A 24,374-nucleotide genomic window follows, 5' to 3' on the forward strand; every position below is an offset into this window, starting at 1 on the left:
CGCAGGAACGAGCCCCGACCCCGGACTCCCGATCCGGGTCGACCGACTCGGCGACCACTGCCTCGCTCGTCCGGTCCCGCAGCCGGCGCCCCGCCCGCGCCGTCGAGTGCGGCCGGGCCGCCGACATCGCCACGGGCCTCCGCGGAGTCAGCAGTCCAGTCGGACCGTTCGTCGGCGGAATCGTTATCACTCCGCGGAGGTGAAACCCGCGGCGGCCCCTCGGATGTGGGACCGACCCATCGCGGTTCGCCGACAGGCCGGCTGCCTCCTGCGTCTCCCGGCGGCGGACGATGCCCACCCGGACTGGATGCGTTCACTCCGNCACCTCGCTGGATCGACCGTCTGACCTCATCGGACCGGTCGACGTGCCACCAGCCGCCCCGTGCGACGTCGTTGCGGACCGTGCCGCCCATCTTCGTCCACGAACGGGGCCAACACGCGCACGGAGTACCGGCAAGTCGCCGACGATTGGTCCGGGCGGGGCACTGGGCGACGAGGACGTCAGCGCGAGATCGGCTCCCGCTTCTCCTTGATCTTCGCGGCCTTGCCGCGGAGCTCCCGCAAGTAGTACAGCTTCGCCCGGCGAACGTCACCGCGGGTCACGATCTCGATCTTGGACACGATCGGGCTGTGCAGCGGGAAGGTGCGCTCGACGCCGACGCCGAAGCTCACCTTCCGGACGGTGAAGGTCTCCCGCACTCCGCCACCCTGCCGACGGATGACGGCACCCTGGAAAACCTGGATGCGCTGACGGTTTCCTTCGACGACCCGCACGTGGACCTTGAGGGTGTCGCCCGGCCAGAACTCGGGCACGTCGGTCCTCAGCGACTCGGCGTCGAGGCTGTCCAGGGTGTGCATGGCAGTCGCTTCCTGAAGAGGTTGAGAGTGGATCGTCCGCGCCCTCGGCCCACGACCGCGGCGAACAACCCATGGCCGAGCCCGACCCGGACCCGTGCATCGGCAGGCTCCACCGCGGAGACGTCCCGCAGGGATCATTCGACCTGAGGCCACCCGAGCCGGTCACGAACCGGCGGACACTGCATTGTACTGTGCCACACGAGCGGGCGACTCCGACCGTGCACCCCAGGGCCGCCACACGCCCCGTCAGGCAGCCGCACGCCCGTCGGCGCAGAGGACACAACACGACGACGGCCCGCGATGACCGCCAGGCGTGGCCGTCGGGACCGAACCCAGGCTCCACGTGGCACACGCCCCACCGACCCTGAAGATCACAGCTGGTCCGGCGAATCCATGGCCGAACCGCGCCCAGCCGCGGACTCGCCCTCCGGGGCCGCCCCGGATGCGGTCGCGGCGTGCTGCTGTACTTCGGCCGCCACGGCTTCGAGGACGGCACGGTCAGCGTCGGACAACTCGGCGTGCTCCACCAGATCCGGCCTCCGCAGCAGGGTGCGGCGAAGCGCCTGCGCCCGCCGCCACCGGGCCACGGCCGCGTGATCCCCGGATCGCAGGACCGCCGGTACCTCGGCGCCCCGCCAGACCTGCGGACGCGTGTACACCGGTGCCTCGAGCAGACCGTCGGAAAACGAATCGTCAGCCGCCGACGCGCTGTTACCGAGCACTCCCGGCAGGAGACGGGCGACCGCCTCGAGGATGACCAACGTGGCGACCTCGCCGCCGGCCAGCACGTAGTCACCGATCGAGATCTCGTCATCCGCCCAGGTATCGATCACCCTGGAGTCGATGCCCTCGTAACGACCGCAGCAGAACACCAGCCACGGCTCCCGTGCGAGCTCCTCCGCGTGACGCTGCGAGAACGGCCGGCCCGCCGGGGTCGGCACGACGACCCGCGGGCGGCGTGCCGGGTCCGATGCCGCGATCTCCAACAGCGCCGCGTCCCATGGTTCGGGACGCATCACCATTCCGGGACCACCGCCGTAGGGAGCGTCGTCGACCGTCCTGTGCACGTCGCTGGTCCACGCCCGCAGGTCATGGGTGCGGACGTCGAGGGTCCCACGCTCCTGGGCCCGGCCCACCAAGGACAGGCGCAACGGCTCCAGGTACGCGGGAAAGATGGTCACGACGTCGGCGCGCATCGGCAGCTCCCGGAGCATCGGGATCGGCCCCGAACCAGGAGTCGCCCGCAATGGTGGATCATCGCCGACCGGGCCGGAGCGGAATCAGTCGAGATCAAGCAGACCAGGCGGTGGATCGACGACGATCCGACCCGCAGCCGGATCCACAGTCGGGACGATCTCCCGCACGAACGGAACGAGATGCTCGCCCCCGCCCGGACGCCCGACGGCGAGCAGGTCGCCCGCCGGCGCATGGATGACGTCCGTCACCCGCCCCAGCGGGGCACCGGCCGTCGTGACCGCTTCCAGGCCGACGAGGTCACGGTCCCACCACGTGTCGCCGGCTTCGCCCTCGGCGTCCTCGTCGTCGTCCACCGGTGGTCCGGCCTCGGCGGGGNCGATGGTCAGCAGGACGTCGCGAAGGGCCTCCGCGGCACCCCGATCCTCGACTCCCTCAAAGCGGAGCAGGAGACGGCCCGAATGCCAGCGGGCCACGGCGACCGTGAGGGGGGCACCGCCGCCCTCACGCCCGAGCACCGCACCCAGCGCAAACCGACGCTGCGGCACATCCGTCCGTACCTCGATCGTGACGTCGCCTCGAACACCATGCGGTCGGCCGATCCGGCCGACGACGATCGGCTCAGTCACGGAGGTGGGCGGCGGGTGGACCGGTGGCATCGCCAGGCCGACGAGTGTCAGCGGTCCACATCGACGACATCGATCCGCAGTCCACGGCCGCCAACGCCGCCCATGACCGTGCGCAGAGCACGGGCTGTGCGGCCCCGCCGACCGATGACCTTCCCGAGGTCGTCGGGATGCACCCGCACTTCCAGGGTCCGGCCGCGCCGACCGTTGTTGAGATCCACGCGGACGTCGTCAGGATGGTCAACGATGCCCCGCACGAGATGCTCGAGGGCCGCTTCCAGCACCTACTGCCCCGCGGCGGTCGGCGCGTCCGCGGCCGGTGCGTCCGCACCATCCGCCGACGCGGCCTTCTTGGCCTTCTTCGGAGTGGTCGCCGGACGGTCCTCGGCGCCCGCAGCGGCCCGCGCCGCCGCCTGGAAGATCTCCCGCTTGTCGGCCTTCGGCTCGGCGACCTTCATGGGCGGCGGGGCCGGCAGGTTCTTGAACTTCTGCCAGTCACCGGTGACCTTGAGGATCGCGAGGACCGGCTCGGTGGGCTGAGCCCCGACCGACAGCCAGTGCTGAGCCCGCTCGGCATCGACCTTGATGATGCTCGGGTCGGACTTCGGGTGGTACTGCCCGATGGCCTCGATGACCCGGNCGTCCCGCTTGGTGCGGGCGTCGGCCACGACGATGCGGTAATGCGGCTCGCGCATCTTGCCGAGACGCTGCAATTTAATCTTGGTTGCCACGGTGGTCGAACGGCTCCAGACGTGTCGGTGACCGCCGGACCCCGGAGGTACGGGAGGTCCGACGGTGGGAAAGCACCAGCGCCGGAACAACCACTCGAATCACTCTCGTACAGCACGAGATCGGAGGGCAGCCACACCGACGCTGGCAGGCAGGGCCTGCACTAGAGCTTACAGTCTGCCAGACCGCGGCCGTCAGCCGCGCACCCGGGAGAGCGCGGACTCGTCAGGCGGGACCACGCCTGTCAGCGACCGCCGCGCGGACCTCCGGGCGGCATCCCGCCAAGGCCCTCCTGCTGGCGCATGAGAGCCGCCAGATCCGGCATACCGTCCGGGAACCCAGGCCCCTTGCCGAGACGCTCCTGCGCCGCGGACTTCTGCGCCTTGGCCTGCGCCGCCCGCGCCGCCGGGTTTCCCTTGCGGTTCGCGCCCTTCCCCTTCTTGGCGGCCTTACGGGCGGAGGCGGCCTTCGCCCGGGCCATCCCGCCGGGCAGCCCCATTCCACCCGCCATCTGCCGCATCACCTTGCGGGCCTCGGCGAAGCGGTCGAGCAGCTGGTTGACCTCGGTAACCGTGACACCGGACCCGCGGGCCACGCGCGCCTTACGAGAGGCCTGAAGGATCCTGGGATCACGCCGCTCCCCCGGCGTCATCGACCGGATGATGGCGACCACCCGGTCGACGTCGCGGTCATCGACCTGGGCGAGCTGCTCCTTCATCTGCCCCATGCCGGGCAGCATGCCGAGCAGGTTGCCGATCGGACCCATCTTGCGGACCGTGAGCATCTGGTCGAGGAAGTCCTCGAGCGTGAACTCCGAGGCCGCCATCTTCGCGGCCATCGCCTCGGCCTGCTCGGCCTCGAACGCCTTCTCAGCCTGCTCGATCAGGGTGAGAACGTCACCCATCCCGAGGATCCGCGACGCCATCCGCTCCGGATGAAAGACGTCGAAGTCGTCGAGGGCCTCGCCGGTGGAGGCGAACATGATCGGGCGCCCGGTCACCTGGGCGACCGACAGCGCCGCGCCGCCGCGGGCGTCACCGTCGAGCTTGGTCAGCACGACGCCGCTGAACCCGACCCCGTCGGCAAAGGCGTTGGCCGTGGCTACGGCGTCCTGACCGATCATGGCGTCGAGGACGAAGAGAATCTCGTCCGGCGAGACGGCGTCACGGATATCCGCGGCCTGACGCATCAACTCCTCGTCGACGCCGAGCCGGCCAGCCGTGTCGACGACGACGACGTCGAAGACCTGGCGGCGGGCGTGGGCCAGCGCGTCGCGAGCCACTCGGACCGGATCCCCGACCCCGTTGCCGGGTTCGGGGGCGAAGACCTCGACGCCGGCGCGCGCCCCCACCACCTGGAGCTGGTTGACCGCATTGGGGCGCTGCAGGTCGGCCGCGACCAGCAGTGGGGTGTGCCCCTGCGCCTTCAGCCACCGCCCCAGCTTGCCTGCGAGGGTGGTCTTGCCCGTGCCCTGCAGGCCGGCAAGGAGGATCACGGTAGGCGGCGTCTTGGCGAACCGCAGAGTCGTCGTGCCGCCACCGAGGATGGCGACGAGCTCCTCATTGACGATCTTGATGACCTGCTGGGCCGGATTCAGCGAGGCGCCGACCTCGGCCCCCCGCGCCCGGCTCTTGATCGCCGCGACGAAACTGCGGACCACGGGAAGCGCGACGTCCGCCTCCAGCAGCGCCACCCGGATCTCCCGTGCCGTGGCGTCGATGTCCGCATCGGTCAGGCGCCCCCGACCACGCAGCGACGTGAAGACCTTGTCGAGGCGGCTGGAAAGGGTGTCGAACACGCGCACACACTCCGAGATCGCAGGCGGACCGCAGGCACCAGCGTACGCACCCGACGACGAGGACAACACACCCCGCGTCCGAACACCCCGCGTCCGAACACCCCACGTCCGAACACCCCACGCCCGATCGTCCGGTGCCCGATCGTCCGGTGCCCGATCACCCGATCACCCGGTGATNGATGGCCACTCGCCCTACGCGGGCTCTGGTCCGGCTGGGCGCACAGGCGGACAGGCCGGCGCTGCCGATCACCCCGCAACCATGCGCGGCCCGGCGAGGCATACCCGCACGGACGCCGACCTGGTCTCGTACCGGCCGGATCCGCCCTCTGCGCTGAGGACGGCGAGACGCCTCGCCGGACGCTCACCCCCCAGCCGGAAACTCGCCGAGGACGATCGTCGCGGCTTACCGAGGAGCCTCCCGGCTCCACTCAGCGATGAAGCCTAGATCACATTCGGAGCGACGGGAAGACCTTGACGTGTGACACTCCGTGGTCTCCGTGCACCGCAGGAGCCGAGGGGTGCTCGGTCCGTCAGACCGGCTCGCCGAGCAGGGCGTCGACGAAGGCCTCGGGCTCGAAGGGAGCAAGGTCGTCTGGTCCCTCGCCCAGGCCGATCAGCTTGACCGGCACGCCGAGCTCGCGCTGCACAGCGATGACGATCCCGCCCTTCGCCGTGCCGTCGAGCTTCGTCAGCACGACGCCGGACAACTCCACCGCCTCGGTGAACACCCGGGCCTGGACCAGCGCGTTCTGCCCGGTGGTGGCGTCCAGCACCAGCAGGACCTCGTCGACGGGACCGTGCTTGCCGATCACCCGCTTGATCTTCGCCAACTCGTCCATCAGGCCGGTCTTCGTATGCAGGCGGCCGGCGGTGTCGATCAGCACGGTGTCGGCGGCCGAATCGATGCCCTGCTTCACCGCGTCGAAGGCGACCGAGGCCGGGTCACCGCCCTCGGCCCCACGGACGGTCACGGCACCGACCCGCTCGCCCCAGGTCTGCAGCTGATCCGCAGCCGCCGCCCGGAACGTGTCGGCCGCGCCAAGCACCACCGTTCGGCCCTCGGCCACCAGCAGCCGCGCGATCTTGCCGCAGGTCGTGGTCTTTCCGGTGCCATTGACCCCGACGACGAGGACGACGGCCGGACGATCCGGCACCGACGTCCGCAGCGAACGATCGGTCGCCGTGCCGACCTGGGCGAGTAGTTCGTCGCGCAGCATCGCCCGCGCCTGGGTCGGGGTACTGGCGCCGAGCACCTTGGTGCGTTCACGCAGCGCTGCTACCAGCTCACCAGTAGCCGCCACGCCGACGTCGGCGACGAGCAGGGTCGCCTCCACGTCCTCCCACGTCTCCTCGTCGAGATTGTCGCCCGACAGCAGGGAGAGCAGGCCGCGGCCGAGTGCATTCTGCGAGCGGGACAGGCGTAGGCGCAGTCGCACCAACCGGCCGGCCGCCGGGGCCGGCGTCTCCNCCGGGGGCCGCTGCTGCGGCGGAACCGAGGGCGCGAGGTTCGTGTCCGCCGGTCCCGCGGTTGCGGCGTCCCCGACCACCGGCACGCCGGTCGTGTCCCCCAGGGGCGGCGCGGTCCTGGACGCGGCGGGCAGGCCGACGTCGTCGATCGTCCGGGTCGCCGAATCGCGAGGCGCCTCGGCATCGTCACCGACGCCGGGAGACAGGTCGGTGTCGGACCGGCCGCCCCTTCCGACGGCCCTGCGGGGGCGCCGCCGCACGGCGCTGCCCACCACGAGTCCCATGGTGGCCAGTGCGACGACGGCGATGACGACGATCAGGATGAGGAGCTCCACCCCCCGATCCTGACAGATGGCCGGGGGTGCCCGGGGTGCTCACCCACCCCCGGCACCCACCCGGGCCGGGTCAGACAGCCGCCCGTTCCCGCAACCGCTGGCTGATCACGGTCGTGACTCCGTCACCACGCATCGCCACGCCGTACAGGGCGTCGGCGATCTCCATAGTCCGCTTCTGGTGGGTAATGATGATCAGTTGGGACTTCTGCCGCAGCCCCTCGATGGCGTTCAGCAACCGGCCGAGGTTGCGATCGTCCAGGGCCGCCTCGACCTCATCGAGAACGTAGAACGGTGACGGACGGGCCCGGAAGATCGCCAGCAGTAGCGCGAGTGCGGTCAGCGATCGCTCCCCACCCGACAGCAGTGACAGCCGCTTGACCTTCTTGCCCGGCGGGCGTGCCTCGACCTCGATCCCGGTGGTCAGCATGTCGTCGGGGTCGGTGAGCACCAGGCGGCCCTCGCCACCGGGGAAGAGGGTGGCGAAGACCACCTCGAACTCCCGGGCGGTGTCGGCGAAGGCTGCGGCGAACACCTCACGCACCCGGACGTCGACCTCCTCGACCACGAGCAGCAGGTCCCGCCGTGTGCTCTTGATGTCGTCGAGCTGCGCCGACAGGAACGCCGCCCGCTCCTGCAGGGCAGCGAACTCCTCCAGCGCAAGCGGGTTGATCCGGCCGAGGCGGGCCAGCTGCTTCTCCGCGGTGGCGGCCCTGGCGTTCTGCTCGGCCCGGTCGAACGGCGCCGGCGTACCGTCCGGGTCGTCGGGCGGGACCGGCACCTGTGGCCCGAACTCGGCCACGAGGTCCTCGGCGCCGATCCCGAACTCCTCCATCGCCTTGGTCTCGAGCGTCTCCGCCCGCAGCCGCTTCTCCGCGCGGGCCAGTTCGTCGCGGTGCGCCGCATCCCGAAGCGCCGCAACCTCGGTGGCAAGTGCCCGCGTCTGCTCACGCACGGCGGTCAGGTCCGACTCGGTCGCGCGGCGCAGGGCTTCGGCCTCCGCACGCTCGGCCGCAGCACGGGCCAACGAACGGTCCAACCGATCCAGGGTCACCTGGGTGGCGTCCCCGAGTGCCGCCGCGACCACAGCCTGCCGCTCGCGCACCTCCCTCCGGCGGGCGGCGGCGGCCCGGGCCGCTCGTTCGCTCGCCGCGGCCCGGATCAGCCCGTCCGCTCGACCCTGCAGGCCGCGCACCCGTTCCTCGCTGGTCCGCACGGCCAGCCGGGCCTCTACCTCGGCGGCACGCACGGCCGAGGTAGCGGTGACCAGCCGATCCCGCTCGGCCGGCGTCGGCTCATCGATCTCCGGCTGCGCCGAGGTTGCGGCGAGGGCGGTCTCCAGCTCGGTCAGCGCGCCGTAGGCCCGGTCCCTGGCCGTCTCCGCGCGGCCGCGAACGGCCTCGAGCCGGGCCACCTCCGAGCCCGCACCGCCCTTCGCCCGCTCAAGCTGTGCGACCTGCTCGGACAACGCTCGATACCGGGCGTCGGCCCCGTGCAGGGCGGCCAGCGCCGCGTCGATGGCCGAACGGGTCCGCGCCACCTCGGCTCTGGCCGGCTCGAAGGACTCGTGGGCCGACTCGGCCCGTCGGGCCGCCTCCACCACTCCGGCCTGCGCCTCGTCGGCCGCCGCGCGCAGCTCGATCGCCGATGGCGGATGTGCGCTGCCCCCGATCGACGCTGCGGGACCGAGGACATCGCCGGACCTCGTGACAGTCCGCAGATCAGGCCGAGACCGGACGGCGAGCTCGGCGGCGGCCAGATCGTCGACGACGATGGTGCGTTCGAGCAGCGACACCAGCGCGAAACGGAAACGGTCGTCGACAATCTCCACCAGGGCCAGGGCGGGGACGCAGCCCTCGGGGAGCGGGCCGGCCACGTCGCCGACCGGCTCGTCCGCCTCACCGCGGCCCCGGCCGGTGCGCTGCCATCCGCCGGCGCCCTCGGCATCGCCTGCGGTTCCGCTCCCATCTCCCATGGTCCCGGCGATCACCACCGCAGCTCGGCCGGCATCGGCCTGCCGCAGCCAGGCGAACGCGGTCAGTACCTCGGTCGGCGTGGCGACCAACAGCGCGTCGNCCGCCGGCCCCAGCGCCGCAGCCACCGCTACCTCGGCTCCCGGCCGCACGGTCACAACGTCGGACAGCCGGCCCAGGGGCGCAAAAGAGGGGTCCAGGGGCGGGAGTTCGGGCCGGCCCCTGTCGGCCGAGGCGGAGTCCTTCATCGCACCTGATCGGTGCCGACGGCTACCGGGTCCGCCCCTTTTCCCGCCGGACGACCTCGCGGGCGACCCATCACCCGATGACACGCCATCGTGAGCCCGCTCGGCGCCGTCTCGCGGGCCGCCCGCGTTGCCCGGCGGCTCGCCCTGAGGAACCCGCGCCCGCGCGACGGCCTCGAGCAGAGCCGCCACGCCGTCGGCTGGCACGAGCGAAAGCTGGAGAGCATCACGGCGCGCCGTCCAGGACGCCCGGTCCCGCTCGGCCGCACGCTCCTGTGCCCGCAGCGTCTCCAGGCGGTCGGTCGCACTGGCATGCACCGCCACCGCGGTGCGGTGCCGTTCGGCGAGTTCCTCTCGAGCGCCCTCCATCTGGGTGAGTTCCGTCTCCAGCGCGGTCCGGGATTGGGCGGCCTCCGCATCGCGCTCCCGTGCGGCCGTCAGCGCCTCCGTCGTCCGCGCGATCTCCTCTTCCGCGCCGCTCGCCCNCGACCGCGCGGCCTCGACCTGGCCGGCGAGCCGAGCGATCTCCTCGCGCCGGGAGGACGCGGCGCGGGCCGCGGCGATCAGCTCTCGTTCCTCGTGTGCCAGCGCTGCCTCGAGGTCCGCCCGCCTGATGACCACCTCCTCGAGCAGCTCGCGATCGCGTTCCAACCGCTCGGTGAGCGCGATCTCCTGCTCCCGGACCGCGATCGCCTCCTGCTCGAGCTCCTCTGGATCACGGCGACCCCGTAGCTCATCGGATCCGATCCGCAGCAGCCGGGCTCGCTCAGTCGCCAGCGAGCGGGTTCCCAGCAACCGCTCCCGCAGGGAGGCCATCGCGTACCAGGTCTCCTGCGCCGCGGCCGCACGAGGGACGACGGCGGCAAGCNCCGCCTGGAGCTGCGCTTCACGCTGCGCCGTGGCGCGTTGCGCCGTCTCCGAGTCGGTGAGACGTCGCCGCAGCGCCTCCTCGTCCACGACGTCTGAGGCGATCGCGGTCCGCGCAGAGTGCAGATCGTCCGCAAGCAGCCGAAGTCGGGCGTCCCTGAGCGAGGCCTGGATGACTCCGGCCTTTCGCGCGATCTCCGCCTGCCGGCCGAGCGGACCTAGCTGCCGACGTAGCTCCGCGGACAGGTCGCTGAGTCGGGTGAGGTTCGCCGACATCGCCTCAAGCTTGCGCAGCGCCTTCTCCTTGCGCTTGCGGTGCTTGAGAACGCCGGCGGCCTCCTCGATGAACGCACGGCGATCTTCGGGGCGCGCGTGCAGCACGGCGTCGAGCTGGCCCTGGCCCACGATCACGTGCAACTCGCGGCCGATCCCCGAGTCGCTCATGAGCTCCTGGATGTCGAGGAGCCGGCATCCCGTGCCGTTGATCGTGTATTCGCTCTCCCCGCTGCGAAACATGAGACGGCCGACGGTCACCTCGGTGTACTCAATCGGCAACGCGCCGTCGGAGTTGTCGATCGTGAGCAGCACCTCGGCCCGACCAAGCGCCGGGCGCGCGGGTGTGCCCGCAAAGATGACGTCCGACATGGTGCCGCCCCGCAACGCCTTGGCGCCCTGCTCCCCAAGCACCCAGGCGATGGCATCGACCACATTGCTCTTACCGGACCCATTCGGGCCTACCACACAGGTAATTCCGGGCTCGAGATGCAAGGAGGTCGAGCTCGCAAAGGACTTGAAGCCCCGCAGGGTCAGGCTCTTGAGGTGCACCGGTCTCCGGAGCGGTGAGGAGGGCTCGCCGGACTGGTGACGGATAGCCGGGAGCAGCCGACGGTGGGATAGACCCATCCTATCGAGCGACACAAAGCACGCATGCAGCTACACTCCGCAGTCGCGCTCCGAAATAGGGCCTGCGGAGTCGGAGAAGTAACCTGTCTCGCCAGGATTCCGGCAAGACCGACACTGCAATCCCAGCCCCGAACGGGGACGGAACATCGCAGCACTCCGGGTCACGCTAGGAGTACACTCCCGAACGACGACCCTGATGTCGCGACGGCCGCCCCCGACCAAGCGACGCCTCAATTACAGTATGTAGCCAATTACGCACACACTTAAGGCCCGAAAATCGCTTAAGCTGGGCGGAGTCAGTACGAAGGGGCGTTCCTCACAGGAAACGCCCCGATAGCCGACCTTGCGGTTCAGGTGTACGCCGGCTCGGCGTCGAGTGCCCGGACATCCTCCGGTACGTCGACACCTCCGACCAGTGCCTCGTTGACCTCGCGTACTCGAGTCAGTTCAGCCTCAAGTTCCGCAACTCGAGCACGGAGCCGGCGCACCTCGTAGGAGAGACGCAGGTCGCTGCCGGAACCGACGTGGCCGAAAAGGGCCTTCGCCATAGTGATGGTCCTCCACGATGAGTGACCTAGTGGGTGTCGGACAACACAAGATCCGAACAGATCAGAGTGCGCCCCAAACAATGGCTCTAGAGTCCCACGCCGAGTGACCGAAAGTCAAGAGCATGCCACATGCCCCCCGACTGATCCGGTGAACACNCAAAAACTTGACGGTCATCCTGACGACAGTTGGGCCAGCGCAGTGTCCACAGGCAGTCACTTCCGGCGAAAGTCGACCAGATCGCCCTGTGCCCTCTGCCACACCACCTCGACCCGATCCGTCCAACCGGGAGTGTGACCCGTCACGAGCAGGCGGGCCAGGTTCTGACATGCGGACGCCGCGCCCTCCGCAATCACCACGACGGCGCCATCGGGCATATTGGTGGCCGTTCCCACCAGGCCGAGCCGGCGGCCACGGGTGCGCACGTAGTCACGAAAACCGACGCCCTGGACACGGCCGACGACACGAGCCGTGAAGCGGACCACGGTCGGGCCAGGCGCCGCCTGCTTCATGGATACCTCGCTCATCAGCACGGTAGGGTACAGCCCATCGTGGACACCTCATCTTTCTCAGACATGGCAGGCTGTTCGAGCGAGGCGCGACGGCCGGTGGACCCTCAACGGGCGCGGCCGCTGGGGCCGCGTTCCCGCCGCAGGTCCACCGCCGTGGCACTCGTCTGCGGAGCCCTCGGGTCCGCTCTGCTGATAAGCGGTTGCGGGCAGAACTTCTCCCAGGACGGCGGAGCGCTACCCGTCCCGCACGCAAGCACCGATGGTGATCGCCATGTGACGCCAGAACCGGTCGACGGCGCAGACAAGATCATCGGACCCGGCTACGCTCCGCCACGGACCTCCGGCCCCACACAGACCGCAGTTCCCAATCTTCCAGGCGGCAAGCTCTAGCCAGGAAGATCCGTCATCTATCCACGCGAGCCGATCGCTGGCGAGACCCGACCGGACACCCGGTTGCCGAGCCCGAGGTCGGCTCGCTCGCCGGCCAGGTAACCCGCCCGACCGCCGCTACCGGAAAGCTGACGCGCCCGCGGCGTCCGCAGGCGCGGGTAGACGGCGGCGAGATGCGCGTCCACCCGCTGACTCCGGTCCGCCAGGACCACCGCGACCGAGGGGCGACTCTCCAAGCCGTCGCCCTCCTCCGCCCGCTGCTGAGCCTGGGCCCGCTCGCGGGCCGTCCGTTCCGTACGGGCCAACCGCTGCGCGACGGCCAAGGCGAACCCGGCCATCCACGACCGGCGAAACGCTCTCGGGTCCTCATACCGCGGCGGGCGCGTGACGGCCAATCCGTGTGCCTGCTGCACAAGCAGCGAGGTGAACAACAACTGCACGCGGCGGATGTCCGCATCCATGCCGAAAAGGTGCGCGGAATGCTCCGTCCCGTGATCACGGCGAACCGTGCGATGCACGAGCCGGCATCCCAGCGGGGCTGCGATGCTCGCCAACAGCGAGACCTTGTCTCGGGCGTAGGGCGAGTCGACGGTAACCACAAGATCTGCGGCGGCGGCCCGACGCGGCGCGGCCTCCTCGATGAGCGCGCGATCGATCCCATACTGCGCGATGAGCTCGGCTGCCTTGACGTTGTAGGTCTCCCTGGCGGCCTCAGTGAGCCCCTCGGCCTCCGCCATGGCCAGGAGTTTTCGCACCCGACCAAGCAGCGCATCCGGATTCATGGCATCTCCGTCCCTCTCGCCTCGGGCGGCTCAAGCACGACCCGACGCCGTCGGTGGTGCCTCACCGAGCCGGGAGCATCCCCGGCTCGGCCCCGGATGAGGCGACAGTGTGGTCCAGCACGCGAGCGGGCCCTCACCGCCCTCACGCTGCGACGTCCGAGATCACCTCGCGAGGAGGTCACTGCCTTCGAACGTTTGATCGAAGCCTACCACCTGGGTCGGCGGGGTGGGCGCTGGCAGGTGGGACAGGTGAAACTGGACCTGTTCATGAAGGCGTCCCGGCGGATCGTGTCCCCACACCGGCTGCAGAGCAGACCTGCGCGACCGTAGACCTCCAGTGACCGCTCGAACAGTCCGCTGACCCCCTCGGTCGAGACATACAGCCTGTCGAAGGACGTCCCGCCCGCGTCGAGGGCCGCAATCATGACCGTACGGACGCAGTCCAGCAGCCGACGGATCTCGGGACGGGTCAATGTCTCCGTCGGACGGGCGTAGTGCAGCCTGGCCGCCCACAGCGCCTCGTCCGCGTAGATGTTGCCCACACCGCTGACCAGCGTCTGGTCGAGCAGCGCCCGCTTGACGCCGGTGCGGCGTCCACGCAGCCGTCGGACGACGAGGTCCTCGTCGAAGTCGGGATCAAGCGGGTCCCGGGCGATGTGAGCGACCGGCTCGGGCAGCTCCCCACCACCGACGGCGACCGCCAGGCCGCCGAAGGTTCGCTGGTCGACGAACCGCAGTTCCCGACCTCCATCAAGGAAGGTGAAGCGGATTCGCAGGTGCTTCTGATCCGGAGTCGCCGGCGGCACCACAAGGAGTTGACCGCTCATGCCGAGATGCGCGATCAGAGCGTCGTCGGGGGCGGATGACGGGCACGACGCCGACGAGGGCAGGCCCGTCGGCGCGCTTTCCGTCTCCGACTCGACCGCCAGCGCCGACACCGGCGCCTCGGCCGGGATCGCCGCCGCGGGTTCCGTCCTCAGTGCGAGCCAGAGGTACTTGCCACGACGTCTCGCGGCGGTCACCCGCCGCCCGACGAGCAGGGCGGAGAATTCACCCGCGCCGGCCGCATGACGGCGAACCGCACGCGGGTGACACACCGCAACCGAGGCGATGACCCGGCCGACGACGCCGCGCTGCAGCCCGCGGCGTACGACCTCCACCTCTGGTAGCTCTGGCATGATCTCCGACCGTCGGGGGCGGTGTCAGGGGCGGAACCGGCACGAGCCATCCGTGCGAAACGGAACGTCAGGGCATGGCAGTCGGTGGTCGTGGNCCTCAGTGACCCGAGACGTGCCCCCGGTCCAGTTGACCTGCCACGGAAGGATCACCGAGCACGGCGGGACCGGTCGGACTGCCGTCTGCATCCTGCTGCTCCGCTGCGGCCGCTCGACTCTCCAGCACGGCGAAGGCCGCTGCCGCAGCCCGCTGCTCCGCTTCCTTCTTGCTGCCGCCCTCGCCCTCGCCCAGCGGCTCGCCGGCGATGCGCGCGTGCGCTGTGAATCTCTTGGCGTGATCGGGGCCGGCCTCCTCGACCACATATTCAGGCGGTCCGAGAGCGAGCAGAGCCGTCTGTTCCTGCAACGATGTCTTCCAGTCCAGCCCGGCGCCGCGACCCGCAGCCTCGTCCAACAACGGATCGAACAGGCGATGCACGAAGATGGAGGCCGCGTCGAGGCCAGCCGAGAGATAGACCGCCCCGATGATGGCCTCGAGGGTATCGGCCAGAATGCTCGCCTTGTCGCGGCCCCCGGTCGTCTCCTCCCCTCGGCCGAGCAGCAGGTAGGGTCCCAGTCCGTTCGGACCGAGGCCACGAGCAACGTCGGCGAGTGCCCGCATGTTCACNACCGAGGCCCGCTGCTTGGCCAGCTGCCCCTCGGGAAGATCAGGATGACGGAGGAAGAGTGCGGCGGTCACGACGAGACCGAGCACGGCGTCACCCAGAAACTCCAACCGCTCGTTGGTGGGAAGACCACCCTTCTCGTAGGCGTAGGAACGGTGCGTGAGCGCCCGGTCCAGCAGCTCCGGATCGATGGCAGCCTCGAGGACCTCGATCAGGCCGTCCCGTGGCGGGGGAGGCGGAAGATGGCGCGTCATCCGGCCAACCCAGCCAGCGCCCGCCGCCGCGCCACCAGGATCGCCATCGCAGCCCGTGTCCGCGGGACGAGATCCCCGCGCACCGCCAAGGACGCCACCCTCAGCGCCGCGAGCAGCCCGCCGGCCCCGGCATCCACGGATCCTCCTTGGGTGTGCTCCGCATGGACCGCGACACCGTCGACCCCCAGCACGATCGTTCCCCCTCGCACATCAGGATCTTCCAATGTTCCCCATGCCGGATCCAGGCCGGCGTCCGTGCCGCCGGCAATATCTCGACGTTCCCAATCTCGACGTTCCCAGCTCGATACACCTCGAATGGTCGACAGCACGACATCACCGGTGTAACCGTCGGTCACCGCGACCTCCAGCCGCCGGTCTGAGCCTGCTGCTGAAGACCAACCAACGGCCGCCCGATCCTGACCGGCCGGCTCAGATCGGGCGAGAACACTTTCCACCGTGCACGGACCGACATAGTTCAGATCGAGCGACCGAAGCAGCTCGTCGGCGAGGCGCCGCGGCGGATCCGACAACGCCTCCCGGGGTCCCAGCAGCCCGATCCGGGGTGTGTCCACCGCGAACCGCAGGGTCGCGTATGCGCTGCCCAGCAGCGCGGACTGGGCAAGCTCGTCGGCCGTCACCCCGACGGTCGACCCGGCGTCACACAACACGACGCCCGCCTCCTGCCGCCCGATGATCGCAGCTAGTACCGCTCGTGTGGCACCGGGAAGCAGTCCGTAGGTGAACTGGGCAGCGGCGACGACCGATTCGATGGGCGCTACCGAGACCATCGCATCGGCGTCGCCCTCACGCGCCAGCCGGGCGGCCACCCTGACGCCGGCGTCCCTGCGCGAGNGGACATCGCGAAGGGCGGCGGGTCCCCCCGCCACCGTGCGGGTAGCGGATCTCAGCAGCACTCTTTCGCCAGCCGAGATGCCGAGCCGTGCAAGCTCCTCACGTACACCTTCCGCGGGCGAAACCAGGATCAGTACGAGACGCGGGTCCGCGTCCAACGCGCTGGGCAACGCCTCAAGGAGGGGCCCCACAGGGAGCCCCTCCCCAAGCAGATCAACGGCGATGCGGGTCACACCGGTCAGACGTCAAGCACCTGACGATCGTTGTACCGGCCGCACGTCGTGCACACGGTGTGCGGCCGGATCACGTGCCCCCGGGAGCACTTCGCGAGGGTCGGCACCTTGGCCTTCCACTGCGAACGGCGAGACCGGGTGTTGCTGCGCGAGGTGCGCCGCTTCGGGACGGCCACTATTCCTTCTCCTTGCTCTCGTCAGGGTCGGACCGACCCTGATCAGTTCCCGTCGGAGCGCCGCCTTCCGCCATAGCGGACAACGCAGCCCACCGCGCGTCGAGGCGGTCGTGGGAGTGATTCGGCCCGACCTCGTCGAGCCGTGCCCCGCAGTCCACGCACAGTCCCGCGCAGTCCGGCCTGCAGGTGGGCGACAACGGTAGATCCAGTACCAGCGTGTCCCGGACCACGGGCTCCAGGTCAGCATGATCGTCTACGAGGACCCGGGCGTCGTCGTCATCCGCCACGTCCGCAGCTCGGTCAGCGTAGTAGAAAAGCTCCCGGATCTCGACGGTGCCGACGTCGGACACCTCGTCGAGACAGCGGCCGCACTCGCCCTGTAGCGGGGCCACGACCGTGCCGCTGACCAGCACCCCCTCGATCACCGACTCCAGCCGGAGATCCAACGTGGCGGTGGCCCCCGCGGGGACCCACATCATCTCGGTCCCGAGATCGGCGGGGAGCACCGCCTGGGCCCGGACACGGCGCATCGACCCCGGCCGCCGGCCGAGCTCGCGGGTGTCAAGCACCAGAGGGCCCTTGGGCGTCCTACGGCGGGGGGGGGATCCAGTCATGGCGGCAGTCGAATTCACGTCTAGGTTCGGCTCGGGAAAGCCCGCGGTGGCGGACCTTACATGGGGGTGGGGCTGTTGCAGCGCCGGCTGACGACCGAGAAGCCGGCCTCCGATGGCCCCTCAGGGCATCCCGGAGGACCGCCGGACGCACCCCAGCCAGTCGACGACTACGGATCCAGCGTATCCGATCGGGTCACGACACGGCCCGCACGCTGTCGGCACCCGCCGGGGGACATCCGGCCCCCCATGGCCACTCATCCAGCCCCGGTGTGAAGCGGGCTGCAGGGCGAGCGGCCTCGGGCGCACCCCAGCGGCTGCGGTAGCGACTACTCGACCGCGCGCTCGCGGAGCTGCTTGAGCACCACATCGGGCACGAGGTGCGAGACGTCTCCACCGTAGCGAGCGACCTCCTTCACCAGGCTTGAAGACAGAAACGCATACTGCGGGTTCGTGCTCATGAAGAGCGTTTCCACACCTGCGAGCGAATTGTTCATCTGCGCCATCTGAAGTTCGTAGTCAAAGTCGCTGACCGCGCGCAGACCTTTGACGATCGACTGGATACCACGCGCACGACAGAAGTCGACCACCAGGCCGTGTGACGCATCCACCACTACGTTGGACGGCGCCATCGGATGATTGCGCACCGCCTCACGAATGAGCTCCATGCGCTCATCGATGGTGAACAGGGTGGCCTTGTTCTTGTTGATCGAAACGGCGACCACGACCTCGTCGAAGAGCTTGCTCGCCCTGATGACGATGTCGAGATGGCCGTTAGTGATCGGATCAAATGAACCGGGACAGACTGCCCTCCTCATGATCGAATACCGTACCAGAGAACACCCTCTCCGTACCTCCGGTCACGCAGCGCGAACAAGCCATCCGGCCACGCAACCGGACCCGACCGGTGAGACCTCTCGACTACACAGACACCGTCCGCAGCCAGCCATGCGCCACAACAGAGCTTTGCCAGCACTTCGCCGAGCTCGACGTCGCTCATCGCATATGGCGGATCGAGAAACATCACGTCGTAGGGATCCCCCGAAGTGTTCTGCACCACACGTGACACCGGGGCCTGCACGATCTCGGCGCCCGAAAGCCCCAGGGCAGTCACGTTCCGCCGCAGGGCTCGGACCGCTACCGGATCATGATCGACAAGAAGAGCATGTGACGCGCCGCGGGACAGCGCCTCCAGGCCCACCGCACCCGAACCCGCGTAGAGATCCGCAACCCGGGCACCCGGCAGGTCGACACACGTCGACAACGTGTTGAACAGACCCTCGCGGGCACGATCCGACGTCGGTCGGGTGGATCGACCCGCGGGAACGACGAGTTGTCGACCACCTGCGGTCCCACCGATAATTCGCGTCATCGAGGCGCTGGTCATCCCTTCTCGAGAAAGGCCGCGCTGGCATCATCGAGCGCTGCGTCAAGCAGCCGCCGCAGGGCGGGATGCTGATCCAGTTCGGGATCGGCATCAACCAATCGGGTTGCCTCGATGCGCGCCTCCCGGATCAGCTCCTCGTCCCTCAGCAGCGCCAGCAGCTTCAGGGATCGGCGTCCCCCTGACTGGGCCGCGCCGAGTACATCCCCCTCCCGGCGTTGAGCAAGATCGAGTCGGGCGAGCTCCGCGCCGTCGTTGGTCGCGGCGACCGCTCCCAGCCTTTCCCAGGCTGGCGTGCCCTGGTCCGCCGCCGTATGCAACAGGCACCACCCGGGTGCGGTGCCGCGCCCCACCCGTCCGCGCAGCTGGTGCAGCTGCGACACACCGAACCGATCCGCGTCGAGAACCACCATCACCGTCGCGTTGGGCACGTTCACCCCGACCTCGATGACCGTGGTCGCCACCAGCACATCGATCTGCCCCTCGGCGAAGCGGGTCATCGTGGCCTCCCGCTGTGCTGCCGGGAGGCGGCCATGCAGCGATTCCACCCGCAGGCCCGCAAGTTCACCGTCCACCAACTGTGGCAGCACGTCCGTCACCGTCGCCGCCGGACGTCCCACCCGCCCCGCCGCCTCGTCCGAGAGCGCACCGGGATCGTCGTCCACGCTGTCCCCCCCGATTCGGGGGCAGACAACGTAGGCCTGGCGGCCGGCCGCAACCTCATCACGGATCCGACCCCACATCCGATCGGCCCACGAGCGGATGGCCGCAGGAACGACGAACGTGGCGATCGGAGAACGGCCGCTCGGCAACTCGGTGAGCTCGGATACCTCGAGATCCCCGAAGACCGTCATGGCCACGGTCCGTGGGATCGGGGTCGCTGTCATGACAAGCAGATGCGGTGGGCGCCGGCCCCGTGCCCGCAGCGCGTCACGCTGTTCGACGCCGAACCGATGCTGCTCGTCGACGATGATCAGCCCGAGATCCGCGAAGATGACCTCTTCGTGCAGCAGAGCATGGGTCCCCACGATGAGACCGGCTGAGCCCTCCGCGATGTCCGCCAACGCCTCCCGCCGAGCGCGGGCGCCCATCGAACCAGTGACCAGGGTCACCCGAGTCGCTTGTTCGTCGGCACCGAGCTCGCCGGATCGCGCCAGATCGCCGAGCATCTCCCGCAGGCTCCGGCAATGCTGGGCTGCGAGCGTCTCGGTCGGTGCGAGAAGGACAGCCTGGCCGCCCGCATCGACCACGATAAGCATCGACCGGAGCGCCACGACCGTCTTGCCCGACCCGACCTCGCCCTGCAGGAGGCGGTGCATCGGCACCGGGCGCCCGATATCCCCCGCGATGGTGGCACCCACCTCACGCTGGCCCGCTGTGAGGGGGAAGGGCAGCGCGGCATCGAACGCGGCCAGCAGTCCGTCCGGCCTGGCGCTGCGGGCGGTCGTCGCCAACGCTTCCACCTCGCGGCGACGGCGCGCCAGCGCTACCTGGAGGACCAGAGCCTCGTCCCAGGTCAGACGCTTGCGCCCCGTAGCGACGTCGCCGCGGTTGGAAGGTTGATGCACCAGCCGGTAAGCCTCAGCGAGCGTGGACAGTCGATGCCGCCGACGCAGCTCCTCCGGCAACGGGTCCTCGAGAGGACCGAGGGAGTCCAAGGCCAGGCGGATGCATCTGGCCAAGGTCCAGCTCGGTACTTTGGCGGCGGCGGGATAGATCGGCACCAGCGCGTTTGCGAACAGCGGGCCGGTGACGTCGCCCTCGACCTCCGACTCCAGCAGCTGGACCTCGGGGTTGGTCAGCTGCCGGCGGCCGCGGTACTCGTCGATCTTCCCGGCGAACAGCGCTGTCGTCCCGGGGCGGAGGTCGCGTTCGCGCCAGCTCTGGTTGAAGAAGGTCAGAGCCAGCGCATGGGTGCCGTCTGTCACGGTGACTCGCAGCATGGATCGGCGGCTGCCCCGCATCGGTCGGCGCTCGATCTTCTCCACCCGCGCCTGGACCGTGACTGTGTCACCGACGACCAGGTCGGCGAGATCCGTCAGTTCGCCCCGCTCGTGATACCGGCGGGGCAGGTGTGCGAGGAGGTCACCGACCACATACAGCTCGAGGCCCTCCGCCAACAGGGTGGCGGCCCGCGGACCGAGGAGTGACTTCAGGGGCGTGTCGAGGTCGACCACACCCAGATACTGCCCGAACCGCCGACGACGCCGAGCTCCCTCGCCTTGTGCCCCACGGCCGAGACCACAGCGCCTGAGGTAACCTCAACCTGGTCTCTGCTGCGCGAGTTCTCCCGACCAGGCCATCAGGCTCACGGGATGAGTACGATCGCGGTCCTGACCGCCCGACGTCCCGGGCATGCACCGGGACCATTACTACTTCGACGGAGTGTTTTTCGTGTCTTCGGTGTGCGACGTCTGCGGCAAGGGACCGGGCTTCGGTATGTCGGTCTCCCACTCCCACCGACGCACTCGCCGTCGCTGGAACCCGAACATCCAGACAGTCCGTGCCGTCGTGGGTGGCACCCGTCGGCGACTGAACGTCTGCACCTCCTGCATCAAGGCGGGCAAGGTCGCGCGCGCCTGACGCGCTCTACACCACTTCGTCGAGGTAGGGTTCGGGCTCGCTGACGAACTGATGCCCGGTCTGGCTCGTCCAGACGTGGTGACCCGGCACGGGTTGGCTCAGGATCCAGATCCCGGCATGCTTCAACCGGTGGTGATGACGGCACAGCGGATCCGTGTTGTCGACCCGAGTCTTCCCACCCTCCGCGCGCGACGTCGTATGATCAAGATCGCAGTCTCGTGCCGGCTTGAGGCATCCCGGGAAGACGCAGGTCCTGTCCCGTGCGCGGACGAACCGGGCCATCGCTGGCGAAGGATGGCGTCTGTCTCCCACGTCGAGCACCGAACCGTCAATGGGATCGGTGACGATGCGCCGCCAGCTCGAACGTGAGCCGTGGGCGAGCTCGCGGGCCAGCTCGGCCGGGATCGGACCGTACCCTTCGAGCTCGCCGGGCGCGGTCGAGAGCCCCATCAACGTTGCCAGGGACACCACGACCGAGACCTCGGTGGCGACTGGGCCGTGTCGCTCGCCCATCACCAGATCGACCAACACGTCGGCCCGACGCTCACCGATACTGCGCTCGTCGTCCGGCCCCCCGGCGTCTCGGGCCAGCGCATCGATGCGCCGATAGACGGCAACCATCCGATCCGCGGGCAACAACGCCGACAGCTCCCCCATCCCGTCCTCCTTGGCGCGGGTCCGAACGTGACGGTCGCGCTCCCGCCGGCGCCGACGCTGGTCAGCCCCGTCCGGATCGACGGCGAGAACCGACCTGGTCACCGCGGCCCGGAAGCTGGGGCAGCTCGCCCGTGCTCCGCGCGCCAGCACCCTGTTCTCGACCGTACGGGCCTGGCTGACGTCGAGGCTTTTCGTGACGTCGGCCATCGCCCTCACCCGGTCAAGATCGATCTCGCCGGACTCCAACGCCGCAAGCGTCTCGGGCAGCCGGTCGACCACCGCCACTGCCAGCTCAAGCTGGCGTCCGGCGGCGGCGGGCGCGGAACGCGCCACGGCGGCGATCTCATCCCCGGCGAACTCGCTGAATCCCCGTTCCGCGCCCTCCCGGTCGCCCGCAAGCGGAGGACGGAGCCTGGCGAACCTGGCCCGCACGCGCAGCCGCCACGCCTCGAGCCTCGCCAGTTCCCGGGCGATCCGGCCGTCCATATGGAGGCACTCGTCGTCGCTCAGGTCATCCACGGACCGCCCGAACACGGTCGCCGGACCGGGTGACGGACTCGCCCGGTCCGCGTCCGCCGATGCGGACCGGCCTGCGCACTCACCTTCGGTGGACCGGGCCACGCCGTCCTGAGGGGTCTCGCCGNCCCCTGAAGTCAAATCGAACATGTATTCGATTATGCATCACCGCCACGACGCCTTCGCCCCGACGCCCGCGATCGACCGGTCGGGGCTGGCCATCGGGCCGTCCGGCGCCAGCCAGTCGGCCGAACGGTGACGGCCCCGGACGCCGTCACCGGGTGCGGCCCCGGACCCCGGCGCCGATCCGTTAGTGTCCCGGCATGGCAGGTACCAGGCGTCGGATTCGACTCGCCCTCCTGTTCGGCGGCCGCAGCACGGAGCACGCGATCTCCTGCGTGTCTGCCGGCGGCGTGCTGCGCGCGCTCGACCCCGACGTCTACGACGTCGTCCTGGTCGGCATCGACCCGTCGGGGCGCTGGGTCCTCCTGCCCGACGTGCATGCCCTCGCACCGGCGGACGGAGAACTTCCCCGGGTCACGGCGTCTCGGGGGACGAGTGTCGTGCTTGCTCCGGACCCGACCGCGTCACGTTGGTTCCCGCGCGATGGTGCGGAGTCCATCCAGGGCCCGCTCGGGGACGTCGATGTGGTCTTCCCGCTCCTGCATGGTCCTTTCGGCGAGGACGGGACCGTGCAGGGCCTCCTCGAGATGGCCGGGGTGCCGTACGTCGGCTCAGGTGTCTTCGCGAGCGCGGCCGCCATGGACAAGCAGCACATGAAGTCCATGCTGCGGGCCGCGGGCCTGCCCGTCGGCCCGTACGCCGTGGTGCGAGCCGGCCAGACCCTGTCCGAAGCCGACCAGGACCGTCTGGGCCTGCCGGTCTTCGTCAAGCCGGCCCGTGGTGGCTCCAGCATCGGCATCAGCCGAGTGGACGCCTGGGCCGATCTGGACACGGCGGTCAAGACGGCCCGGGCGAACGACCCCAAGGTCCTCGTCGAGGCGGCGATTGCGGGACGTGAGATCGAATGCGGGGTGCTCGGCCGGCTGGACGAGCCCGGCGCGCAGGCCAGCGTCCCGGCCGAGATCACCGTCACCTCGTCGACGGGCTTCTACGACTTCGAGGCGAAGTACGTCTCGGACCAGACCCGCTTCGACATCCCCGCGCGGCTGTCCTCGTCGGCGCTGGCCCGAGTGCGGCAGGTGGCGGTGGCGGCGTTCGAGGCGCTCGACTGCGCCGGACTCGCGCGGGTCGACGTGTTCGTCACCCCGGACGATCAGGTGGTCGTCAACGAGGTCAACACGATGCCGGGCTTCACTCCGACGTCGATGTTCCCCAGGATGTGGGCGGCGAGCGGGATTACCTATCCGGATCTGGTCGACCGGCTCGTGCGGCTCGCCCTACGTGACGGCGCCGGGTTGCGGTGACCATCCGGCCGACCTCTGGGTGGACCCCGTCCGAGCAGTCGTCCGGCCTCACGGCGTCGTCGAAACGCTGTGCGCCCGCACGGCCGGGCCGACGGAGACGAGGATGTCGAAAGGTTGCACCTCGGTCGACCCGGAACCCGGCAGGGTGAGAACGACGTGGGGCGATCGGGTCGGAGTCGAGTACCGCACGGTCTCACCGAGCTTCTCCGCGAACCACCCGACACCATCGACCTCCGACAACATCGAGTCCGGCCGGTAGCTCGCCGGCACCCCCGAGACCCCGCAGGTGAGGACGATCGGTCCCCCGCCGTAGGCCGCCGCGGTGTCCCGCGGCGGATCAAGTCGACGCCGGTCGAGGCCGTGACCGAGTGAGGACGGCAACACCCCGATGAGGGCCGCGCAGGACGCACGGTCGGCCGGCGCCGGCACCGGGACATTGGTCAGTCGGACCGGTCCCGGCCCGCTGCAACCCGCCACCAGCAGGCATCCCACGGTGCCGCAGGCGGTGAGTCCGGCGGCCATCCGGCGCGGCGCCAGGGCCGAAGGCCGGGTCCATGGCCGCCAACTGGCGCTCCGCGAGTCGACCCGGCTCAGATCGACTCGCCCGGAGTCCACCCGC

Annotated in this window: 23 protein-coding genes and 7 pseudogenes; 2 read left to right on the forward strand and 28 right to left on the reverse strand. The window is 69.8% G+C overall.

Annotated features, from left to right (window positions below):
- Positions 1 to 501: 501 nt before the first annotated feature.
- The 26 genes and pseudogenes from rplS to recG form a co-directional block, all read right to left on the reverse strand.
- Positions 502 to 858 (reverse strand): 50S ribosomal protein L19, encoded by a 357-nt coding sequence (rplS, locus tag UK82_RS22495; RefSeq protein WP_044886201.1) that lies wholly within the window; start codon positions 856 to 858, stop codon positions 502 to 504.
- Between the two features lie 371 nt (positions 859 to 1,229).
- Complete coding sequence (gene trmD, locus UK82_RS22500; RefSeq protein ID WP_044886246.1) at positions 1,230 to 2,054, reverse strand: tRNA (guanosine(37)-N1)-methyltransferase TrmD; 825 nt, start codon at positions 2,052 to 2,054, stop codon at positions 1,230 to 1,232.
- Between the two features lie 84 nt (positions 2,055 to 2,138).
- Positions 2,139 to 2,430 (reverse strand): ribosome maturation factor RimM (locus tag UK82_RS39525; RefSeq protein ID WP_236706304.1); only part of this gene is annotated, 292 nt, incomplete at its 5' end.
- Between the two features lies 1 nt (position 2,431).
- Positions 2,432 to 2,681: pseudogene (locus UK82_RS39530) on the reverse strand (ribosome maturation factor RimM); the annotation flags it as partial.
- 47 nt (positions 2,682 to 2,728) lie between these two features.
- On the reverse strand, positions 2,729 to 2,962 hold the full coding sequence (locus UK82_RS22510) for an RNA-binding protein (protein ID WP_009742328.1): 234 nt from the start codon (positions 2,960 to 2,962) through the stop codon (positions 2,729 to 2,731).
- Positions 2,963 to 3,317, reverse strand: a 355-nt coding sequence (gene rpsP, locus UK82_RS22515) for a 30S ribosomal protein S16 (protein WP_236706305.1), incomplete at its 5' end; no start/stop codon positions are given. It abuts the gene before it with no gap.
- A 1-nt stretch (position 3,318) separates the two neighbouring features.
- Positions 3,319 to 3,409 (reverse strand): annotated as a pseudogene (locus UK82_RS39535) (30S ribosomal protein S16); the annotation flags it as partial.
- 242 nt (positions 3,410 to 3,651) lie between these two features.
- Positions 3,652 to 5,205 carry a signal recognition particle protein gene (gene ffh / locus UK82_RS22520; protein WP_044886248.1) on the reverse strand — a complete coding sequence of 518 codons (1,554 nt, stop codon included), beginning with the start codon at positions 5,203 to 5,205 and terminating at the stop codon, positions 3,652 to 3,654.
- A gap of 530 nt (positions 5,206 to 5,735) precedes the next feature.
- A partial coding sequence (ftsY, locus tag UK82_RS22525) for a signal recognition particle-docking protein FtsY (RefSeq protein ID WP_236706306.1) occupies positions 5,736 to 6,672 on the reverse strand: 937 nt, incomplete at its 5' end.
- A gap of 405 nt (positions 6,673 to 7,077) precedes the next feature.
- Positions 7,078 to 9,079: AAA family ATPase (locus UK82_RS39545; RefSeq protein ID WP_236706307.1), on the reverse strand; the 2,002-nt coding region annotated here is incomplete at its 5' end.
- Between the two features lies 1 nt (position 9,080).
- Positions 9,081 to 9,591: pseudogene (locus tag UK82_RS39550) on the reverse strand (chromosome segregation protein SMC); the annotation flags it as partial.
- Between the two features lie 117 nt (positions 9,592 to 9,708).
- A pseudogene (locus tag UK82_RS39555) lies at positions 9,709 to 10,090 on the reverse strand (chromosome segregation protein SMC); the annotation flags it as partial.
- A 1-nt stretch (position 10,091) separates the two neighbouring features.
- Positions 10,092 to 10,914 (reverse strand): annotated as a pseudogene (locus UK82_RS39560) (chromosome segregation SMC family protein); the annotation flags it as partial.
- Positions 10,915 to 11,342: 428 nt separating this feature from the next.
- On the reverse strand, positions 11,343 to 11,540 hold the full coding sequence (locus UK82_RS22535) for a hypothetical protein (RefSeq protein WP_044886204.1): 198 nt from the start codon (positions 11,538 to 11,540) through the stop codon (positions 11,343 to 11,345).
- A 213-nt stretch (positions 11,541 to 11,753) separates the two neighbouring features.
- A complete protein-coding gene (locus tag UK82_RS22540) occupies positions 11,754 to 12,065 on the reverse strand; it encodes an acylphosphatase (RefSeq protein ID WP_044886249.1) in 312 nt (103 codons plus the stop codon).
- A 392-nt stretch (positions 12,066 to 12,457) separates the two neighbouring features.
- Positions 12,458 to 13,222, reverse strand: coding sequence for a DUF2786 domain-containing protein (locus tag UK82_RS22545; RefSeq protein ID WP_044886205.1), 765 nt, complete (start codon positions 13,220 to 13,222; stop codon positions 12,458 to 12,460).
- Between the two features lie 206 nt (positions 13,223 to 13,428).
- Positions 13,429 to 14,400: a bifunctional DNA-formamidopyrimidine glycosylase/DNA-(apurinic or apyrimidinic site) lyase gene (gene mutM / locus UK82_RS22550; protein WP_044886206.1), complete on the reverse strand. Its 972-nt coding sequence runs from the start codon at positions 14,398 to 14,400 to the stop codon at positions 13,429 to 13,431.
- 97 nt (positions 14,401 to 14,497) lie between these two features.
- Positions 14,498 to 15,064, reverse strand: a 567-nt coding sequence (locus UK82_RS22555) for a ribonuclease III family protein (RefSeq protein ID WP_236706308.1), incomplete at its 5' end; no start/stop codon positions are given.
- A 1-nt stretch (position 15,065) separates the two neighbouring features.
- Positions 15,066 to 15,316 (reverse strand): annotated as a pseudogene (locus UK82_RS39565) (ribonuclease III domain-containing protein); the annotation flags it as partial.
- Positions 15,313 to 16,168, reverse strand: an 856-nt coding sequence (locus UK82_RS22560; RefSeq protein ID WP_236706309.1) for a phosphate starvation-inducible protein PhoH, incomplete at its 5' end; no start/stop codon positions are given. The pseudogene UK82_RS39565 and the gene UK82_RS22560, both read right to left, overlap by 4 nt.
- A 1-nt stretch (position 16,169) precedes the next feature.
- Positions 16,170 to 16,401: pseudogene (locus UK82_RS39570) on the reverse strand (phosphate starvation-inducible protein PhoH); the annotation flags it as partial.
- Between the two features lie 5 nt (positions 16,402 to 16,406).
- Positions 16,407 to 16,577 (reverse strand): 50S ribosomal protein L32, encoded by a 171-nt coding sequence (gene rpmF, locus UK82_RS22565; RefSeq protein WP_009742317.1) that lies wholly within the window; start codon positions 16,575 to 16,577, stop codon positions 16,407 to 16,409.
- Complete coding sequence (locus UK82_RS22570) at positions 16,577 to 17,191, reverse strand: DUF177 domain-containing protein (RefSeq protein WP_055409152.1); 615 nt, start codon at positions 17,189 to 17,191, stop codon at positions 16,577 to 16,579. Before UK82_RS22570 ends, rpmF begins: the two co-directional genes overlap by 1 nt.
- Positions 17,192 to 17,517: 326 nt before the next feature.
- Complete coding sequence (coaD, locus tag UK82_RS22575; protein ID WP_011606879.1) at positions 17,518 to 18,006, reverse strand: pantetheine-phosphate adenylyltransferase; 489 nt, start codon at positions 18,004 to 18,006, stop codon at positions 17,518 to 17,520.
- On the reverse strand, positions 18,003 to 18,560 hold the full coding sequence (rsmD, locus tag UK82_RS31810; RefSeq protein WP_082122009.1) for a 16S rRNA (guanine(966)-N(2))-methyltransferase RsmD: 558 nt from the start codon (positions 18,558 to 18,560) through the stop codon (positions 18,003 to 18,005). Before rsmD ends, coaD begins: the two co-directional genes overlap by 4 nt.
- Positions 18,561 to 18,571: 11 nt before the next feature.
- Positions 18,572 to 20,749: an ATP-dependent DNA helicase RecG gene (gene recG / locus UK82_RS22580; RefSeq protein WP_044886210.1), complete on the reverse strand. Its 2,178-nt coding sequence runs from the start codon at positions 20,747 to 20,749 to the stop codon at positions 18,572 to 18,574.
- A 217-nt stretch (positions 20,750 to 20,966) separates the two neighbouring features.
- On the opposite strand from recG, the gene rpmB reads away from it, so the two are divergent.
- The gene (gene rpmB, locus UK82_RS22585; protein ID WP_055409184.1) at positions 20,967 to 21,155 is read left to right on the forward strand and encodes a 50S ribosomal protein L28; all 189 of its coding nucleotides are present in this window, start codon (positions 20,967 to 20,969) and stop codon (positions 21,153 to 21,155) included.
- Positions 21,156 to 21,161: 6 nt separating this feature from the next.
- Here the strand turns inward: rpmB and UK82_RS43090 are convergent, their stop codons facing one another.
- Positions 21,162 to 22,298 carry an HNH endonuclease signature motif containing protein gene (locus UK82_RS43090; RefSeq protein WP_055409186.1) on the reverse strand — a complete coding sequence of 379 codons (1,137 nt, stop codon included), beginning with the start codon at positions 22,296 to 22,298 and terminating at the stop codon, positions 21,162 to 21,164.
- A 353-nt stretch (positions 22,299 to 22,651) separates the two neighbouring features.
- Between UK82_RS43090 and UK82_RS22595 the strand changes: the two genes are divergently transcribed.
- A complete protein-coding gene (locus UK82_RS22595; protein ID WP_044886211.1) occupies positions 22,652 to 23,755 on the forward strand; it encodes a D-alanine--D-alanine ligase family protein in 1,104 nt (367 codons plus the stop codon).
- Between the two features lie 48 nt (positions 23,756 to 23,803).
- On the opposite strand, the gene UK82_RS22600 is transcribed toward UK82_RS22595, so the two are convergent.
- Positions 23,804 to 24,277 carry a DUF3515 domain-containing protein gene (locus UK82_RS22600; RefSeq protein ID WP_044886212.1) on the reverse strand — a complete coding sequence of 158 codons (474 nt, stop codon included), beginning with the start codon at positions 24,275 to 24,277 and terminating at the stop codon, positions 23,804 to 23,806.
- Between the last annotated feature and the right edge of the window lie 97 nt (positions 24,278 to 24,374).

This window comes from Frankia sp. ACN1ag, assembly GCF_001414035.1.
GTDB lineage: Bacteria > Actinomycetota > Actinomycetes > Frankiales > Frankiaceae > Frankia > Frankia torreyi.

Coding starts and splice junctions, on each gene's coding strand:
- UK82_RS22545 (WP_044886205.1), bottom strand. CDS start 13,222: ATGAATCCGGATGCGCTGCTTGGTCGGGTGCGAAAACTCCTGGCCATG.
- rsmD (WP_082122009.1), bottom strand. CDS start 18,560: ATGACGCGAATTATCGGTGGGACCGCAGGTGGTCGACAACTCGTCGTT.
- rplS (WP_044886201.1), bottom strand. CDS start 858: ATGCACACCCTGGACAGCCTCGACGCCGAGTCGCTGAGGACCGACGTG.
- UK82_RS22595 (WP_044886211.1), top strand. CDS start 22,652: ATGGCAGGTACCAGGCGTCGGATTCGACTCGCCCTCCTGTTCGGCGGC.
- UK82_RS22570 (WP_055409152.1), bottom strand. CDS start 17,191: ATGACTGGATCCCCCCCCCGCCGTAGGACGCCCAAGGGCCCTCTGGTG.
- trmD (WP_044886246.1), bottom strand. CDS start 2,054: ATGCGCGCCGACGTCGTGACCATCTTTCCCGCGTACCTGGAGCCGTTG.
- coaD (WP_011606879.1), bottom strand. CDS start 18,006: ATGAGGAGGGCAGTCTGTCCCGGTTCATTTGATCCGATCACTAACGGC.
- UK82_RS22540 (WP_044886249.1), bottom strand. CDS start 12,065: ATGAGCGAGGTATCCATGAAGCAGGCGGCGCCTGGCCCGACCGTGGTC.
- UK82_RS22600 (WP_044886212.1), bottom strand. CDS start 24,277: ATGGCCGCCGGACTCACCGCCTGCGGCACCGTGGGATGCCTGCTGGTG.
- UK82_RS43090 (WP_055409186.1), bottom strand. CDS start 22,298: ATGGACGGCCGGATCGCCCGGGAACTGGCGAGGCTCGAGGCGTGGCGG.
- UK82_RS22535 (WP_044886204.1), bottom strand. CDS start 11,540: ATGGCGAAGGCCCTTTTCGGCCACGTCGGTTCCGGCAGCGACCTGCGT.
- mutM (WP_044886206.1), bottom strand. CDS start 14,400: ATGCCAGAGCTACCAGAGGTGGAGGTCGTACGCCGCGGGCTGCAGCGC.